Origin of the sequence: Pelobacter seleniigenes DSM 18267 (assembly GCF_000711225.1) — a bacterium.
Lineage (GTDB): Bacteria > Desulfobacterota > Desulfuromonadia > Desulfuromonadales > Geopsychrobacteraceae > Seleniibacterium > Seleniibacterium seleniigenes.
The window spans coordinates 1,623,818-1,638,899 of sequence record NZ_JOMG01000002.1; the positions used below are offsets into that span (position 1 = coordinate 1,623,818).

13 protein-coding genes and 1 pseudogene are annotated in these 15,082 nt (G+C 56.2%); 1 reads left to right on the forward strand and 13 read right to left on the reverse strand.

All coding sequences use genetic code 11. The features are described 5' to 3' along the window. The 6 genes and pseudogenes from N909_RS0110150 to bioA form a co-directional block, all read right to left on the reverse strand. Positions 1–1,194 (reverse strand): efflux RND transporter periplasmic adaptor subunit, encoded by a 1,194-nt coding sequence (locus N909_RS0110150; RefSeq protein ID WP_036683074.1) that lies wholly within the window; start codon positions 1,192–1,194, stop codon positions 1–3. A 254-nt stretch (positions 1,195–1,448) separates the two neighbouring features. Then, on the reverse strand, positions 1,449–2,216 hold the full coding sequence (locus tag N909_RS0110155) for a methyltransferase domain-containing protein (protein ID WP_029914625.1): 768 nt from the start codon (positions 2,214–2,216) through the stop codon (positions 1,449–1,451). Beyond that, a complete protein-coding gene (locus N909_RS0110160) occupies positions 2,191–2,814 on the reverse strand; it encodes a hypothetical protein (protein ID WP_029914627.1) in 624 nt (207 codons plus the stop codon). The genes N909_RS0110155 and N909_RS0110160 overlap by 26 nt, the downstream gene beginning before the upstream one ends. Further along, complete coding sequence (bioF, locus tag N909_RS0110165; RefSeq protein WP_211253942.1) at positions 2,805–3,968, reverse strand: 8-amino-7-oxononanoate synthase; 1,164 nt, start codon at positions 3,966–3,968, stop codon at positions 2,805–2,807. The genes N909_RS0110160 and bioF overlap by 10 nt, the downstream gene beginning before the upstream one ends. Continuing rightward, positions 3,965–4,609 (reverse strand): dethiobiotin synthase, encoded by a 645-nt coding sequence (bioD, locus tag N909_RS0110170; RefSeq protein ID WP_029914630.1) that lies wholly within the window; start codon positions 4,607–4,609, stop codon positions 3,965–3,967. Before bioD ends, bioF begins: the two co-directional genes overlap by 4 nt. Continuing rightward, a pseudogene (bioA, locus tag N909_RS0110175) lies at positions 4,606–5,931 on the reverse strand (adenosylmethionine--8-amino-7-oxononanoate transaminase); the annotation flags it as partial. The pseudogene bioA and the gene bioD, both read right to left, overlap by 4 nt. Positions 5,932–6,057: 126 nt before the next feature. Between bioA and bioB the strand changes: the two are divergent. Next, positions 6,058–7,041 carry a biotin synthase BioB gene (gene bioB, locus N909_RS0110180; RefSeq protein ID WP_029914634.1) on the forward strand — a complete coding sequence of 328 codons (984 nt, stop codon included), beginning with the start codon at positions 6,058–6,060 and terminating at the stop codon, positions 7,039–7,041. A 90-nt stretch (positions 7,042–7,131) separates the two neighbouring features. On the opposite strand, the gene N909_RS0110185 is transcribed toward bioB, so the two are convergent. From N909_RS0110185 to nqrE, 7 genes are all read right to left on the reverse strand, one after another. Next, positions 7,132–9,876: a hybrid sensor histidine kinase/response regulator gene (locus N909_RS0110185; protein ID WP_162179118.1), complete on the reverse strand. Its 2,745-nt coding sequence runs from the start codon at positions 9,874–9,876 to the stop codon at positions 7,132–7,134. Between the two features lie 603 nt (positions 9,877–10,479). Then, complete coding sequence (locus N909_RS0110190; RefSeq protein ID WP_029914638.1) at positions 10,480–11,181, reverse strand: GntR family transcriptional regulator; 702 nt, start codon at positions 11,179–11,181, stop codon at positions 10,480–10,482. Positions 11,182–11,391: 210 nt separating this feature from the next. Beyond that, the gene (locus N909_RS0110195) at positions 11,392–11,574 is read right to left on the reverse strand and encodes a hypothetical protein (protein ID WP_029914640.1); all 183 of its coding nucleotides are present in this window, start codon (positions 11,572–11,574) and stop codon (positions 11,392–11,394) included. Next, the gene (locus tag N909_RS0110200; RefSeq protein ID WP_029914642.1) at positions 11,567–12,604 is read right to left on the reverse strand and encodes an FAD:protein FMN transferase; all 1,038 of its coding nucleotides are present in this window, start codon (positions 12,602–12,604) and stop codon (positions 11,567–11,569) included. The genes N909_RS0110195 and N909_RS0110200 overlap by 8 nt, the downstream gene beginning before the upstream one ends. A gap of 10 nt (positions 12,605–12,614) precedes the next feature. Then, a complete protein-coding gene (locus N909_RS0110205) occupies positions 12,615–13,073 on the reverse strand; it encodes a hypothetical protein (RefSeq protein WP_029914644.1) in 459 nt (152 codons plus the stop codon). 162 nt (positions 13,074–13,235) lie between these two features. Then, entirely contained in the window at positions 13,236–14,462 is a 1,227-nt protein-coding gene (gene nqrF, locus N909_RS0110210; RefSeq protein ID WP_029914646.1) for an NADH:ubiquinone reductase (Na(+)-transporting) subunit F, read from the reverse strand. Positions 14,463–14,471: 9 nt separating this feature from the next. Continuing rightward, positions 14,472–15,080, reverse strand: a complete 609-nt coding sequence (nqrE, locus tag N909_RS0110215; RefSeq protein WP_029914648.1) for an NADH:ubiquinone reductase (Na(+)-transporting) subunit E — start codon at positions 15,078–15,080, stop codon at positions 14,472–14,474. Positions 15,081–15,082: the final 2 nt, after the last annotated feature.

The following is a 15,082-nucleotide window of genomic DNA, read 5'->3' on the forward strand; positions in this document are numbered from 1 at the left end:
TTAGTGGTTGGCCGGAGCAGTGCTCTGCTCAGCCGGGATGGTAATGGCCGAACCGTCGCCCAGCAACTGCTGACCGAGGGTGACGACGCGTCCACGCAAAGAAGAACCGACCAGTTCCACCCGTTCGGCGTTGCGGATGCCGACCTCGACCTCCTGCCAGGACACCGAGTGCCCATCGGCCGCAACCAGGAAGACCCCGGTTTGCCCGTCTCTGGTGGTCAGCGCCTGTTCCGGAACGATAACGGCTTCGCTCTGCCGGGCCAGCACCGCCGTGGCGCGGATGAACATACCGGGCTTAAGGCGTTGGCCGGGATTGTCAATAAGCAGTTCGACGCGGGCCTGACGAGTGGCTTCCTTGAAAACCGGGGCGATCCGCTCAATTTGGCCTGGAAAAACCTCGCCCGGGAAAGCGTCAGTGGTGAGCCGGACCGGGAGGCCGGGCTGGAGCAGGGCGTAATCGCGTTCGGCGACATAGATGACACCGATGATCGGATCAAGCTCGACGATGCGCAGCAGCGGTGCATTGGCCGCCACCATTTCGCCTTCATCGACAAACCGTTCGGCAACCACCCGGCGCTCCTCGCCGCCGCTCCAGTTGGCGGTGATGCGGGTATAACCGAGACGGATATTGGCTGTCTCCAGGGCTGCTTCAGCATGGGCGACCTGTGCTTCAGCGGCATTCAAACCGACCTGTTTGGCGAGCTGGTTGGCCTGCGCCGCATCGAACTGGGATTCCGAGGCCACCCCGCGCTGGCGCAAGGTCTTCATTCGTTCGAATTCGCGCGCGCCGATGGCCAGCGCGCTGCGGGCTTCTGCCAGATTGGCCCTGGCCACGGCCAGGTCGGCTTTGGCCTGGGAAACCGCCTGGATATATTCCCCGTTATCCAGCTCCCCGACCGTTTGATTGCGCTGGACCGCATCGGCAATATTAGCGCTCAAGTGCACCACGCGGCCTGCCACTTTGGGCGCGACCACGAACTCGGCGCGAGGGGCTAGAGCTCCGCTGAAGGAGCGCTGCAGTTCGATGGGGCCGTGTTCGATCGCGGTTACTTCAACCGGCGCCGGCCGCTTCGCCCCAGCCTTGGCTCCCCCCGTCCTGCCTGCGGGATTGCGTAGCGCGACCTGCCAGACCAGGCCTGCTGCAGCGGCCCCCAGAATAATCAGCAAGACCATCTTGGCGGTGGTTATCTTCATCGTTGTTGATCCGGATGTCATTGGGATATGAAGTGGCAACGCCTTATGAATCAGGGTGTTGCCTCGGTTATGACAGAATTCTTACCCGTCAGCTACACAAATCATAACAAGTTTATGCGGATAAATACCATGCCGAAGGTCTGGATTAGGAGTTTTCAGGCGTGCATATACCCCTGGGGCGAAGCCAGACAAGCGTCTGAATCAAGAGGAGAGAGGCTGTCCGATGGGGTTCCCGGAGTAGCGCAAAGCCGGGCTCAGGAGGTGATAACGGACGACATGCTGCCCTTGAAATAGGCGAGGCGATAACTGGCCGGGATGGTCCCGTCCTGGTTGGCGAACTCCTGTTCATAGCTGCGAATAAAGGCCTGCAACGCGGCCCGGCCACCTGCTCGGCCGTGCCCGGAGTAACCGGCGCCGGTGGCTTGCTGGGTGTGCAACAGGGTCATCACATCAGGGTAAGAGCGGATGACGGTCTCTGCCTGCATGGTCACGGTCTGCCGGGTGGTTCGCTGCAGCAGTTGCAGGAACTGCTGTTCGCCGGGGAGGGGATAGACCCGACCGAAACCGCTACTCTGGTTGAGCTGTGCCATTTCGGCAAAGGTGCCGCGGCAGAACAGGGCAAAGAGGAAGGTTCCGCCCGGCCGCAGACAACTGAGCAGGCGAGGGATGGATTGCTCCGGCTGGCTGAGCCACTGCAGGCTGGAGGAGCTGACCAGCAGATCGATGCTGCCGGGGCGGATCGGCAAGGCTTCCGCATCAGCCTGAATCCTGTGAGGGGCCAGGTGCGCCGGCAGCCTGAGCAGGGGCGCGCGGGCGATATCCAAGGTGAGCAGGGTTTCGATCTTAACTCGATCAACCAGTTTTTCAGTGAACAGGCCATCGCCGCTGCCGATTTCCAGCACGGTCCGACAATGTTTCATATCCAGCAGCGCGGCCAACTTGGCAGCCGCCTCCGCCTGCACCGTGGCGGCCTGGCGATAACTGGCCGCGGCCCGGTCAAAAGAGCGCTGAACCGCTAACATCCGCGATGATCCTTGTCAGTTGGGGTTCTGTTGGCAGATGCGCTGCAGCAATACTGGTGACGGAAGCATGGCCGAGGGCGCCCAGGGTGGCCTGAAAAGCCGCCTCCGGAACCAGTTGATCGTCCTGGCAACGAACCAGGGTTAGCCGGGAGGCGCGACCAGCTTCGGGTTTGGCTGTGGAGCTGTTGAGAAAGTCCAGCCCCGTGGCCAGGCTTTCGATCTGTTCTTTTTTCAACGGCGGGCAAGCCTGGTGGCGATTACCGCAGCGGGCCCAGAAATCCTCCACCGTGGCCTCTGCTTCCCGCAGCAGGCGCTGGCGCATTCGGTTGACAATACGCGGGGCCACGCAGTTCGGAAAATCCAGAAAAGGGGCGATCAGGATAATCTGTCCGGCAGTGCGGCCGGCCAGTTCCAGCTGTTTGAGGATCAAGTGAGCGCCGGTCGACCAGCCGATCAACAGCTCGCATTCTGTGGCCAGGGCCTGCTCGATTTGCGCGGGGGAGTGGCTGAAAAAGGGGACCAGGAAGTCGACTCGCTCGGCAATATGCGGATACAGGCAGGGCAGGCCGGCCCAGCCGGAAACGAAGGTCACGCGCATAAGACCTCCAGCAGAGTCGTGGTCAGGCGGTTGAATTCTTCCTCGCTCAGATCAGCGCGCAGGGCAATGCGCAGCCGCGCGGTTCCCTGTGGGACCGTGGGCGGTCGAATGGCGCCGACATAGATTCCGGCCGTGATCAGGCGCTGTTGCAGCTGCAGGACCCGGGTATTGGTGCCGATGACCACCGGCACGATCTGCGAACAGGATCCGGCGGTGGCAAAGCCCTGTTCCTGCAGGTGTTCGCAGAGTTGCCGGGCCAGGTCGCGCAGGTGCAGGCCCGGGGCCGGATCTTCCTGGATCAGCCGGAGCGCGGCGAGGTTGGCAGCCAGGGTGGCCGGCGGCAGACCGGTGGTATAGATCAGGGACCGGCCGGTGTTGATGAGATAATCGATCAAAGAGCGGGAGCCCGCAACATAGCCGCCGAAGGAACCGAGGGCTTTGCTGAAGGTTCCCATCTGCAGATCGATCTCCTGAGCCACGCCAAGTTCATGGGCCAGACCCCGCCCTTGACCGAAGATGCCGGTGGCATGGGCTTCATCGATGACCAGCAGACAGTCATGCTGATGTTTGAGTTCGACCAGACGCTGCAGATCGGCCAGATCGCCGTCCATGCTGAATACGCTGTCGGTAACGATCAGCTTATAAGGGCAGGCGTGGTGTCTGTTCAACAGTTCGGCAAGGTGGTCCAGATCGTTATGTCGATAGCGGATCTGTCTGGCTCCGGACAAAGTGATGCCGTCGAGGATACTGGCATGATTGAGGCGGTCGGAAAAAACCAGGGTATGACGATCGGCCAGGGATGCCATCAGGGCGAGGTTGGCCGTAAAGCCGCTGCTAAAGACCAGGGCGGCTTCCTGGCCTTTGCAGGCCGCGAGCTCCTTTTCCAGTGCGCTATACAGACTGTTGTTGCCGGTGACCAGCCGCGAAGCGCCGCTTGAGGTTCCGTATTCCTCAAGCGCTGCCCGGGCGGCCCGAGCCAGGATCGGGCTGCTGCTGAGACCGAGATAGTCGTTGGAGGCCAGGTTCAGCAGGGTTTTTCCGCCGAGTTGCAGGTATTTGTTGCGGGCGTTGCTGATGGCGGGCAGTTGGCGCAGTCGCCCCTCTTTCGCGAAGCCGTCCATGCGTTCCGTAATGCGTTGCAGAATGGGATTCATCGGCAGCCTCCGCCAAAGTAGTCCAGGGCGCATTGCTGCAGGCTTGCAGCCGTCAGGTCGGGCAGCAGGGGAATCTGGGCGAGAACGCGCGTGGCTCCGAAAAGCTCAATGGCTTCGGCATTTTCCGGGGTTGGAGGGCCGTTCAGAACCACCCCGAAAACCTCCAAACCGGCATGGCGCAGGGCCTGCAGGCTGAGCAGGGTATGATTGATCGTTCCCAGCTCGCTTCGCGCGATCAGAATAACCGGGTAGTTCAGGGCGCGGATCAGATCGAGCATGAATTCCTGGTTGTTGAGAGGGACCAGCAGTCCACCGGCTCCTTCAACGATGAGCGGCCCGCTGATCTGCTCAATGTCGGCGAGAATTTGCTCAAGACTGATCTCAATTCCATCGATGCGGGCGGAAAGGTGTGGGGAGCAGGGGGTGCGGGTACAGTAGGATTCGGCCCAAAAATGCTCCGCCCCAAGCCCGCTCAACCGTTGGACCAGGGTGGTGTCGGTCTCCTCTTCGATGCCGCTCTGAATCGGTTTCAGGTAGCGGTAACCGAGGGTCCGCAACAACAGACTGCTGACCAGGGTTTTGCCGATTCCGGTGTCGGTACCGGTGACAAAGATGCGTTCGGGAAAGTCCGCAGGGGTCATTGGCCACACTCCTCGGCAACGGTTGCGACCATGGCTGTGGTCAGTTGGGAGAGCTGTGCGGGATTGATAATAAACGGCGGCATGCAGTAGACCAGCCGGCCAAAAGGCCTGATCCAGACCCCGTGCTCGACAAACCTTTGTTGGATGGAGGCCATGTTGACCGGCTTTTCAAGCTCAATGACCCCGATGGCGCCCAGGCAGCGGACATCGGCAACCCCGGGAATATCCCGGGCCGGGGCGAGCCCTTGGCTAAGGCCAGCTTCGATCCCTTGCACCTGTTGTTGCCAGGCCCCGCGTTGCAACAGGTCGATACTGGCGCAGGCAACGGCGCAGGCCAAAGGGTTGCCCATAAAGGTCGGCCCATGCATGAAGACTCCGGGGCCCTGTTCAGGGTTGGAAACGGTCTCGGCAACGCTGCGACTGGCCAGGGTAGCGGCCAGAGTCAGATACCCGCCGGTCAAGGCTTTGCCGACACAGCAGATATCCGGACTGACTCCGGCATGTTCGGCGGCAAACAGTTTGCCGGTGCGGCCGAAGCCGGTGGCGATCTCGTCGAAAATGAGCAGCACATCATACTCGTCGCACAGCTGGCGCAACTGCTTCAGATAATTGGGATGATAAAAGCGCATGCCCCCTGCGCCCTGGACGATGGGTTCGAGGATGACCGCGGCGATCTCATTGCCATGGCCGGCCAGGCACTGTTCCAGTTCCCGGGTGTCATCCGGCTCGAAATCTTTACCAAACCGGCTGCGGGGTGGGGAGACAAAAAATTGTCTGGCCAGGATGGCGGAAAAATGCTGGTGCATGCCCCCTTGTGGATCGCATACCGACATGGCCCCGAAGGTGTCGCCGTGGTAACCGTTGCGCACAGTGAGAAACCGGGCTTTGCCCGGGCGCTTACGACCCAGTTGATACTGGATGGCCATCTTCATGGCGACTTCAACGGCGATGGAGCCGGAATCGCAGAGGAAGCAGCAGTCCAGCCCGGCCGGGGTCAGCTCGCAAAGGCGGCGGCCCAGCTCAATGGCCGGCTGATGGGTCAAACCGCCGAACATGACATGGGCCATGCGCTCGAGCTGAGCGGTCAGGGCCTGGTTTAGGAGCGGGTGATTGTAACCGTGAATGGCGGCCCACCATGAGGACATCCCGTCGATGAGGGTCCGACCGTCGCTGAGCTCCAGCAGGCAGCCGTGTGCTTTTTCGACTCCGTAAACTGGAAGAGGGGAGGTCATCGAAGTATAGGGATGCCAGAGATGGTCGCGGTCAAAGTTCAGGTCGGTGGTCTGTAACATGGTCTGGTAAACTTCTTTTGTCTGTTGGGTTGACGAGACTTTTCGCTAAAAAATCTCACGCTCCGCCAGCATTGTCAACCTATAAAAAAATATGGTTGACAAGAAAAGCAGCATTGCCTAGTCTTCGGACAGTTACCGGCCAAGGAGGTTGTCCCGATGCTCAAGGTTGCTCAATTGTTTGTGGAAAAAAGTCGCTCCGGACAGGTCCTCTCCGCAGATGAGGCGCTGCAGATCCTGACCGCCAAGGGTGCCATGCTGAGCGCATTTATGGCCGGGGCTCAGGGACTTAAGGAAAAATACCTGGGTGAAGGGGTGGAACTCTGCTCTATCATCAATGCCAAATCAGGGCACTGTGCCGAGAACTGCAGCTTTTGCGCTCAATCCGCACACCATCAGGCCCGAGTTGACAGCTATCCGCTGAAATCCGCAGCAGAGATGTTGGCCGGAGCACAGGCCGCCGAGGCCCAGGGGAGCAGTTGTTACGGGATTGTCACCAGTGGAACCAGGGTTGAGCCGGGGGCTGAGTTTGCCGAACTGTTGGAGGCGATCCGCGCCATTCGCGAGCAGACCAGGGTGATCCCCTCGGCCTCCATCGGCCTGCTCGATGCCGAAGCGGCGCGGGCCTTAGCCGAAGCGGGCTGCGGTACTTACCACCACAACCTGGAAACGGCACGATCATTTTTCCCGCAGATCTGCTCAACCCATGATTACGAAGAGGATGTGACCACCGTGCGGGTTGCCAAGCAGGCGGGAATGAAGGTTTGCTGCGGCGGGATTTTCGGGCTGGGCGAGTCGTTTCAACAGCGCTTTGAGCTGGGGCTGACCCTGCGCGAACTGGCTGTCGATTCGGTGCCCCTCAATTTTCTTAATCCGATTGATGGCACTCCGCTGGCCGGCCAGCAGCTGCTGACGCCCATGGACTGCCTGCGCATCATCTGCCTGTTTCGCTACCTGCTGCCGGATAAAAAGATCACCATCTGCGGCGGCCGAGACATCAACCTGCGCGAGTTCCAGTCCGCCATTTTCATGGCCGGCGCCAGCGGGATGATGGTTGGCAATTACCTGACTTCAGCCGGGCGTGACCTGGCGATGGATCGGCAGCTGTTAAAAGACGCCGAAGTTACGGTCAGCCATTGCTGAGTTGTTTCCAGTTAATTGCCATCCGGAAACAACTCTTTTCCAATCTGAAAACTTAGCCGTTGCCCTTCGGAGTTTCCGGATGGCAACTCGTTAGGAATTTATTAAGCTCCTGATAGCATTGCGGAGTGTGCTGAGTCGGTATGGTTTCTGGACGAAAGCGGCGACCTGTTTGCCGGCAAAGCGCTGGGTAACCTCAAATTCATTGTAACCACTGGAAATGATCACTTTGACCGCGGGATTGATTTTCTTCAATTCCCGGAAACATTGCTCACCGTCCATTTTCGGCATGGTCAGATCGAGGATGACAAAGGCGATCTCCGGGTGGGCCCGATAAACCTCCAGCGCTTCTCTGCCGTCGACAGCGGTTAACGGGGTGAAGCCGGATTCCTTTAACATTTCTATGCCGATGCCCCGGGCGCTCTCTTCGTCATCGACCAGCAGCACCGTTCCGCTTCCTTCCCAGTCCTCTTCCTGGACGGTCCCGTTAAAGAGCTGCGCCGGCTTTTCAGAGGCCGGCAGGAGGATCTTGAAGGTGGTTCCTTTGCCGGGCTCGCTATAGACTTTGATCGCGCCTTTATGACCGCGAACGATTCCCAGCACTGCTGACATCCCCAGTCCGCGGCCGGTAAACTTGGTGGAGAAGAAGGGGTCGAAGATTTTTGCCAGGGTCTCCTTGCTCATGCCGCAGCCGGTATCGGCAATTTCCAGATAAACATACAGGCCGTCAGAGAGATTCTCGTCCAGCCAGACATTGCGCAGATAGCTTTCATCGCAATCCATGCAGCCGGTCGAAATGGAAATAACCCCGCTTTTTTCGCCAATGGCTTCGGAGGCATTGATGACCAGATTCATGATGATCTGGCGGATCTGGGTGGCATCGACATTGACGGCCGGCAAAGAAGCGTAGGGGCGCAGTCGTAATACCGCTTTTTTGGAAATGGAGACCTGCAGCATGTGCAGCATCTCCTGCAACAGAAAGTTGAGATCGATGGTCTCCAGGACGAATTTTCCCCGTCCGGAGTAGGCCAGCATCTGTTTGGCCAGGTCAGCGGCCCGCTCAGCTGCGTTCTCAATCTGCTTGAGGTTGTTGATGGCTGCGGCTCCCGGTGGCAGGCGTCTTTTGGTCAATTCCGAATGTCCCATGATTGCGGCCAGCAGGTTGTTGAAATCATGGGCGATTCCTCCGGCGAGAATGCCGAGACTTTCAAGCTTTTGGGTCTGTACTATTTTCTTTTCCAATTGCCGCCGTTCTGTTTCGTTGCGTTTGCGCTCGGTAATATTGGAGACCAGTCCCAGATTGTAACCCTTGCCACGGTACTGGATGTAATTCGCATTGATCGCTACGGGAAAGACGCTGCCATCTTTGCGCATATGAGCCGATTCGAAATTGGTCCCTCCCTGTCCCTGAAAGTTTTCCCAGAGCGAAAACCAGTCCTGCTGAGAAAAATGACGATCAATATCCCACACCGTCATTTGCAACAGTTCCTCTTTACTGTAGCCTAATTCGCGACTGGCTTCGTTGTTGACATACTGCATCTGCCCCTGTTCGTCAGTGAGATAGATCGCCTCCCCGATATGATCGATGGCAAAGGTTAAAAAAGCCATCTCCTCTTCCGTTTTCCTGCGTTCGGTCATATCCCGGGTAACGGAGAGAATGACCTGTTCCCCTGCCAAGTCAATAATTCGTGCCGACATAAAACCACTTTTAATGGAACCGTCTTTGGCCACAAATTCAGCCTCAAGATTATCGACATGGCCTTGTTCCATAAGTTGTCGAACCAAACTCTTTCGAGCGTCCAAATTTTTCCAGATGTTCAGGTCGACAGATGACCTGCCGATAATGTCAGCGGAGGTGTATCCCAATATCCTTGTGAAACCATCATTGATTTCGATATAGGCTCCATCCGACAAGCGATTGAGACAGATCGAGTCCGGGCTGGTCATAAAGGTTGTTTTGAATTTATGTTCACTGTCCTGCAGTTGTCGTTCCGCCTTTTTGCGCTCGGTGATGTCTTCGCCGGAAAAAAGGATGCCGCTAATCCCGTTGTCATCGTGAAGCAAACTGTTATGGAAGGCGATGATCCGTTCTGCTCCGGAACTGTCCAAAACAGGATTTTCGTAAAATTCAAGGGGTTTGAATTCTCCTGTCATCTGCCGCTGGAAGACGTCCTTGATTTCAGGCTGCACCGCGGCAGGCAGGCAGAGTTCAAACCAATTGTGGCCGAGCAGCGTACCTTCTGGGTAACCGAGAATCTCGTGCCCTTTCTTGTTCATCAGGATGATCTCGCCCTGTCTGTTCAGTGCCGCAAACATCACCCCGGCAATATCCAGATAAAGCTGGGCTTTTTCCTTTTCCCGGACAATCGCCTGCATGGCCTGCTGCTGTTTGGTAATGTCCCGGGTAACCCCTTCTACGCCGGCAATGTTGCCGTCTGCGTCATAAAAAAAGTGTGAATTCGTCATCGCCCACCAGATAGAGCCATCTTTACGCTTCAGGCTTGCTGCAAAGTTTTGTACCCGCCCCTTTTTATGGAGCATGGCAAGGAACTTTTCGCGCTCCTCAGGAATCAGGTAAAGATCCTCAGCAATATTCAGACCAAGGCATTCGTCCTGAGTATAACCGGTTAATTCGTAAACCGAGCGGGACAGGTAAATGAGGTTGCCGTTGAGATCGGCCCGGTAAAAAAGATCGGAGGTATTGTCGGCCAGAGAGCGGTACATTCTTTCTTTCTCTTCAAGCTCCTGGACCCGATCGAGCAGTTGTTGGTAGGTCGGTTCTTCCGGTGCCGGCACAGCATTGGTCCGATGGCAAGGATCTTCCATTGGATTCTTCACAGTTTTTCCTTTCCTTGCGAGCAGCATAATAACGGCAGTTTTCCAGAGTTAGCTAGTTTTCATCCGGAAACGGCTCTTTTCCGTTGTAGCAGTGTCAATCTGCGGGCTTATTTGTGCGGCGTAAAGAACTACGCCTCCGCATAAGCCTTTGATTTCCTTGCCACAACGAAAAATTGCTCGTTTCCAATCTGAAAACTTATGCGTTGGCATCCGGAGTTTCCGGATGCCAACTAGCTATCTAATAACATTGAATAATTTTCAATAACATCTCTTTTCGAAGAGTTCTGCCCTGACCGGGGTAAATCAAGAATGAAGGCCTGATCTTCTTAATTCTGCATGTTGCTATCAATCACCTATTGAACATTCAACCTGATTTTCCGCTGGAGGATAGCGATCGGGTGATGAATTTTAAAATACGCCTGTCCGGTTATCTTTTTGATGGCTGAATCAGCCTTCCAGAGTGCACTCTAGTCCATAATTTTTAAAAATATACTGAAAAATATTTGCTTCTTATGAGGATAATCAATGTTGATCGGCAAAGAAATCCTATTTTTTTGCGATCCAGCCAATAAATGGTCGCGGCGGGACTGGTAGCGCGACCGGTCAGCGATAAATAAAGTCTCCTTCATGGCTTGCGAGATAGGCGAGGATTCGCTGTCGGGTTGTTTGGATCTGTTTGCTGACCCCTTTGAGGGCCTGATTGGGTTGATCCGCCGCCAGCCATTCAATAACCGCTGCATGATTGTAAACCGCGTGTTCCAGCTGCTCGCCGGTCAGGGAATGAATGCTGAGCAATTCGACCTGGGCGCAAAGGACCTGATACAGTTGGCTTAAACGGTCATTTCGGGCGTAATAACAGAGGATCTGCTGAAAATCCCGCTCATATTCAAAATATTCCCGGACGGTTAAGTCTGTTCGCTGTTCCAATTTCTGCTTTACCGGCAGAGTCAGTTGACCCAGGTCGATGACCATATCAGCGCGATTTTTTGCGAAAGCCAGGCGGTAGAGTGAGGTCGCCAGGATTTCAGAGGCTTCCAGGGTTTCGCTGATCTCATCTGCGGTCGGGATCAGCACAAAGCTCCCCTTGTTCGGGAAGACCCTGACCAGCCCGTCCATGGCCAGCCGATCAATGGCTTTGACCACCGGGGAGCGGCTGATGCCAAAGCGGTTTGCCAGTTCCACAACATTCAGCTTTGTCCCCCAGTCCAGTTGACCGTTGACAATGTCGTCTTTCAGCCGGCGATAGCATTCGTCCCCCAGGCTGGGAATATCGATCCGCTCTGCATGAGAGCCAATTTGCACCATCTCTGCTCCTTACAATAAAGGTGATTGACCAAAAATCATACAGTTAGCAATATCGAAATGCAATATGTAACATGTTGCATTTTAAAATAAAGCACCACTGATGATGTGCTTAGCGCAAAAAGACCAGCTGAATGCCGGCTTGCAGGGAGAAAAGAGGCGGTTTAACAGAGCAGCCAGCAGAGCAGAAGGCCCACTGCTCTGCTGGTCAATTCAGGAATGGGCGTGGTCCGATTCGCAACGACACTCATGATCTTTGGCACTGGTGTCGCAATGGCAGGCCTCGCCGGAACTGTGACAACCGCCGCGCAAACCTTTGCGGCGCATCAGCAGCCCGGCGGCGAGCCCGGCAAAGGCGAGTAAAAAAATGATCAGGGCGGCAATATATTCAATCATGCTTGATCTTCTCCGTGAAACGCTGAAAAGCAGGACTGGCGTAACTGGTTAACCCGGTCCCCTCATGAATCAGGAAGTAGGCCGGGATATCATTATCTTCGCAGAATTTCCGGCCCCTGTCTTCCCCCATGACCATCATGGCGGTGGCCAAGGCATCGGCGCGGGCGCAGTCCGCATCGAGAATGGTCGCGGAAGCCAGTTTATGGCGGGCCGGTCGGCCGCTGACCGGGTCGATGGTATGGGCGTAGTGCTGGCCGTTCTCGACATAAAAATTGCGATAGTTGCCGGAGGTAGCCACCGCCGTGTCAGTCAGAGGGAAAATGGTCTGCACTTCACGCACATCCTCCACCGGCTTTTCGATGGCGATACGCCAGGGACCACCATCATCGCGCCGACCGGAAATCTGCAGTTCGCCGCCGACCTCAACCAGGAAATTGTTGTAGCCCTGCTCCCTGAGCAGCTTGGCCAGGGCATCAACGGCATAACCCTTGGCAATAGCGGACAGATCGATGTGCAGATCCGGGATCAGTTTGCGGATTGCCGCGGGGTGAGCCTTTATTTCCAGATTGTGATAACCGATTCGGCTCAGCAGCTGTTTGATCTGCTCTTCCGTCGGAATGTGCTGCTGGCGTTCGGGTGGCCCGAACCCCCAGAGTTCGACCAGCGGACCTACGCTGATGTCAAAGGCGCCACCGGTCAGGGCGCTGATCTTTTGGGCTCTGCTGATCACCAGGTAGGTATCGACAGAAATTGGAAACCAGGCGTCGGATTGCAATTTATTGAAGCGCGCGACTTCGGACTCGGGATCATAGGTGGACATCAAATGGTTGATGGCATTGAGCCTTCCTTGCAGAAGGCTTTGCAAGGCTGGAGCGTTGGCTTTCGAATTATCGGGATGAACCGTCACCGACCAGGTTGTGCCCATGGTTTCCCCTCCCAGGTGGAGCGCTTCAGGGGGAGCCTGCCGCTGGCAGGAGGAAAGGGAAAAAACCAGGCCAAGAAACAGAAAAAGCAGTAGAAATTGTCTCATAGGTCTCTTATTAAAGGTCGGCCAAGCCCTGAGAATGCCGGATCATCCGCTTCATGGCCTTTTCTTCCTGGGTTTTCAGAGTAATGATCAGGTTCAAGGGTTCCGGGCTGGTTGTATGCTCCAACAGGTGATCGAAATAGCTGATCAGTTCCTTTTTATAGCCGATGGCGGCACTGATCAGTTGATCCAGATCACTCCCGGCCGTCTCCGGTAACAGGTCGGCTTTAGGGCGCGGAAAATTGATTTCAACGCCTTTGAACCAGTAATCAAGAACCTGCTTGGGGGCCTCCTGGCAGAACTCATCCAGGGCCAGGGCGCGCTGCTGTTCATGGTCGATCAGGTAGTCGAGCATCAGCCGGACCCGCGGTGCAACCTTGCATTCAGCCAGCTGCTCATAAAAGAGGCTCACTTTGCGATGGTAGTCCGGGGCGAGCTTTTGCAGGATTTCCCGCGTTTGTTCGTAACGCATGACATCACTCCTTTGGCAGGCTTAAACAAAACAACCTGTAGAGCCCATGACTGGGCAGGCAAAATCGGTAACCAGATTAGCAGCTATTGACTTCGGACGGCCGGAAAAAGCGCATCCTGGGCAACTTTGCAGGATAGTTCCGGGAAGGTCTTTTCACACGGTTCAAATTCCGAAATCGTCAAACATGATGTTTTCGTATTCCACGCCCAGGTTGTAAAGCATGTCTGTGGCGGCCTTGTTCATCATCGGCGGCCCGCACAGGTAATATTCGCAATCTTCGGGGGCCGGGTGCCCGGAGAGGTATTCTTCATAAAGGTACTCGTGGACAAATCCGGTGGCGCCCTGCCAGTTATCTTCGGGCAGCGGCTCGGAAAGGACCAGGTGCCACTCAAAATTGTCGTGTTCCGCGGCAAGACGGTCGAACTCTTCGACATAGAACGCTTCACGCCGACTGCGGGCGCCGTACCAGAAGGAGATTTTGCGGTCGGAGTTCAATCGCTTGAGCTGATCGAAAATATGCGAACGCATCGGCGCCATGCCGGCTCCCCCCCCGATAAAGATCATCTCGGCGTCGGTTTCGCGGGCGAAAAATTCACCATAAGGGCCAGAGACAAAGACTTTATCGCCCGGCTTTAAATTGAAGATAAAGGATGACATCTGTCCGGGTGGTGCGTCGGGAACCGAGGGGGGTGGCGGGCAGACCCTGACGTTGAGCATGATGATCCCTTTTTCTTCGGGATAGTTGGCCATGGAATAGGCGCGCATGACCGGTTCCTCAACCGCCGAGGTATACTGCCAGAGATTGTATTTGTCCCAATCGCCCTGGAAACGCTCGGCAATCTCCATGGACTGGTATTCGCAGGTATGGGGCGGGGCCTCAATTTGGATATAGCCGCCGGCCCGGAAATCGAGATCCTCGCCTGGTGGCAGTTCCAGCACCAGTTCCTTGATGAAGGTGGCTCGGCTTTCGTTGGAGCGCACCGTGCACTCCCACCTGCTGATGGAAAATATTTCCGCCGGCACTTCCAGTTTCATATTTTGTTTGACGCTGACCTGGCAAGACAGCCGATAGCCTTCACGGGCTTCCCGTTTGTTGATATGGGCGGTCTCTGTGGGCAGGATATCACCGCCGCCTTCCTTGACCTTGACCCGGCACTGGGCGCAGGTTCCGCCACCACCACAGGCGGATGGAATGTAGATTTCATTGTCCGCCAGGGTCCCCAACAGTTTGCCGCCGGGTTTGACGGTCAGTCTTTTATCGGGATCATTATTGATATCCAGAGTGACATCACCGGATGGAATCAGCCAAGCTCTGGTAAGCAGGATAAACCCGACCAGGAGCATAACAATAGCAGTGAAAATAAGGACACCTAAGCCGATTTCAGTCATTGCACCACCTTAAAGTTGAATTCCCGAAAAAGCCATGAATGCCATAGCCATAAGGCCGGCGATCATAAAGGTGATTCCCAGCCCGCGCAGCCCCGGTGGAACATCGGAATATTTCATTTTTTCCCGAATCCCGGCCAGGGCCACAATGGCCAGCGCCCACCCGGCGCCGGTACCGAACCCGAAGACCACGCTTTCCGGAAAATTGTAGTCACGTTCGACCATGAACAGCGAACCGCCGAGAATGGCACAGTTCACGGTAATCAGCGGCAGAAAAATCCCCAGCGCCGTATACAGGGCGGGGACAAAGCGGTCCAGCACCATTTCCAGGATCTGGACAATGGCGGCAATCACGCCGATATAACAAATCAGGCCAATAAAGGTCAGATCCAGGTTGCTGAACCCGGCCCAGGCCAGGGCGCCGTTTTTGAGCAGATGCTGATAAATCAGGTTGTTGGCCGGCACGGTAATAGTCTGGACCACGACCACGGCAACCCCCAGGCCGATGGAGGTATCGACCTTACGCGAAACTGCCAGAAAGGTACACATGCCGAGGAAAAAGGCCAGGGCCATGTTCTCGATGAAGATCGAGCGGATCAGGATGTTCAGATAATGTTCCATAC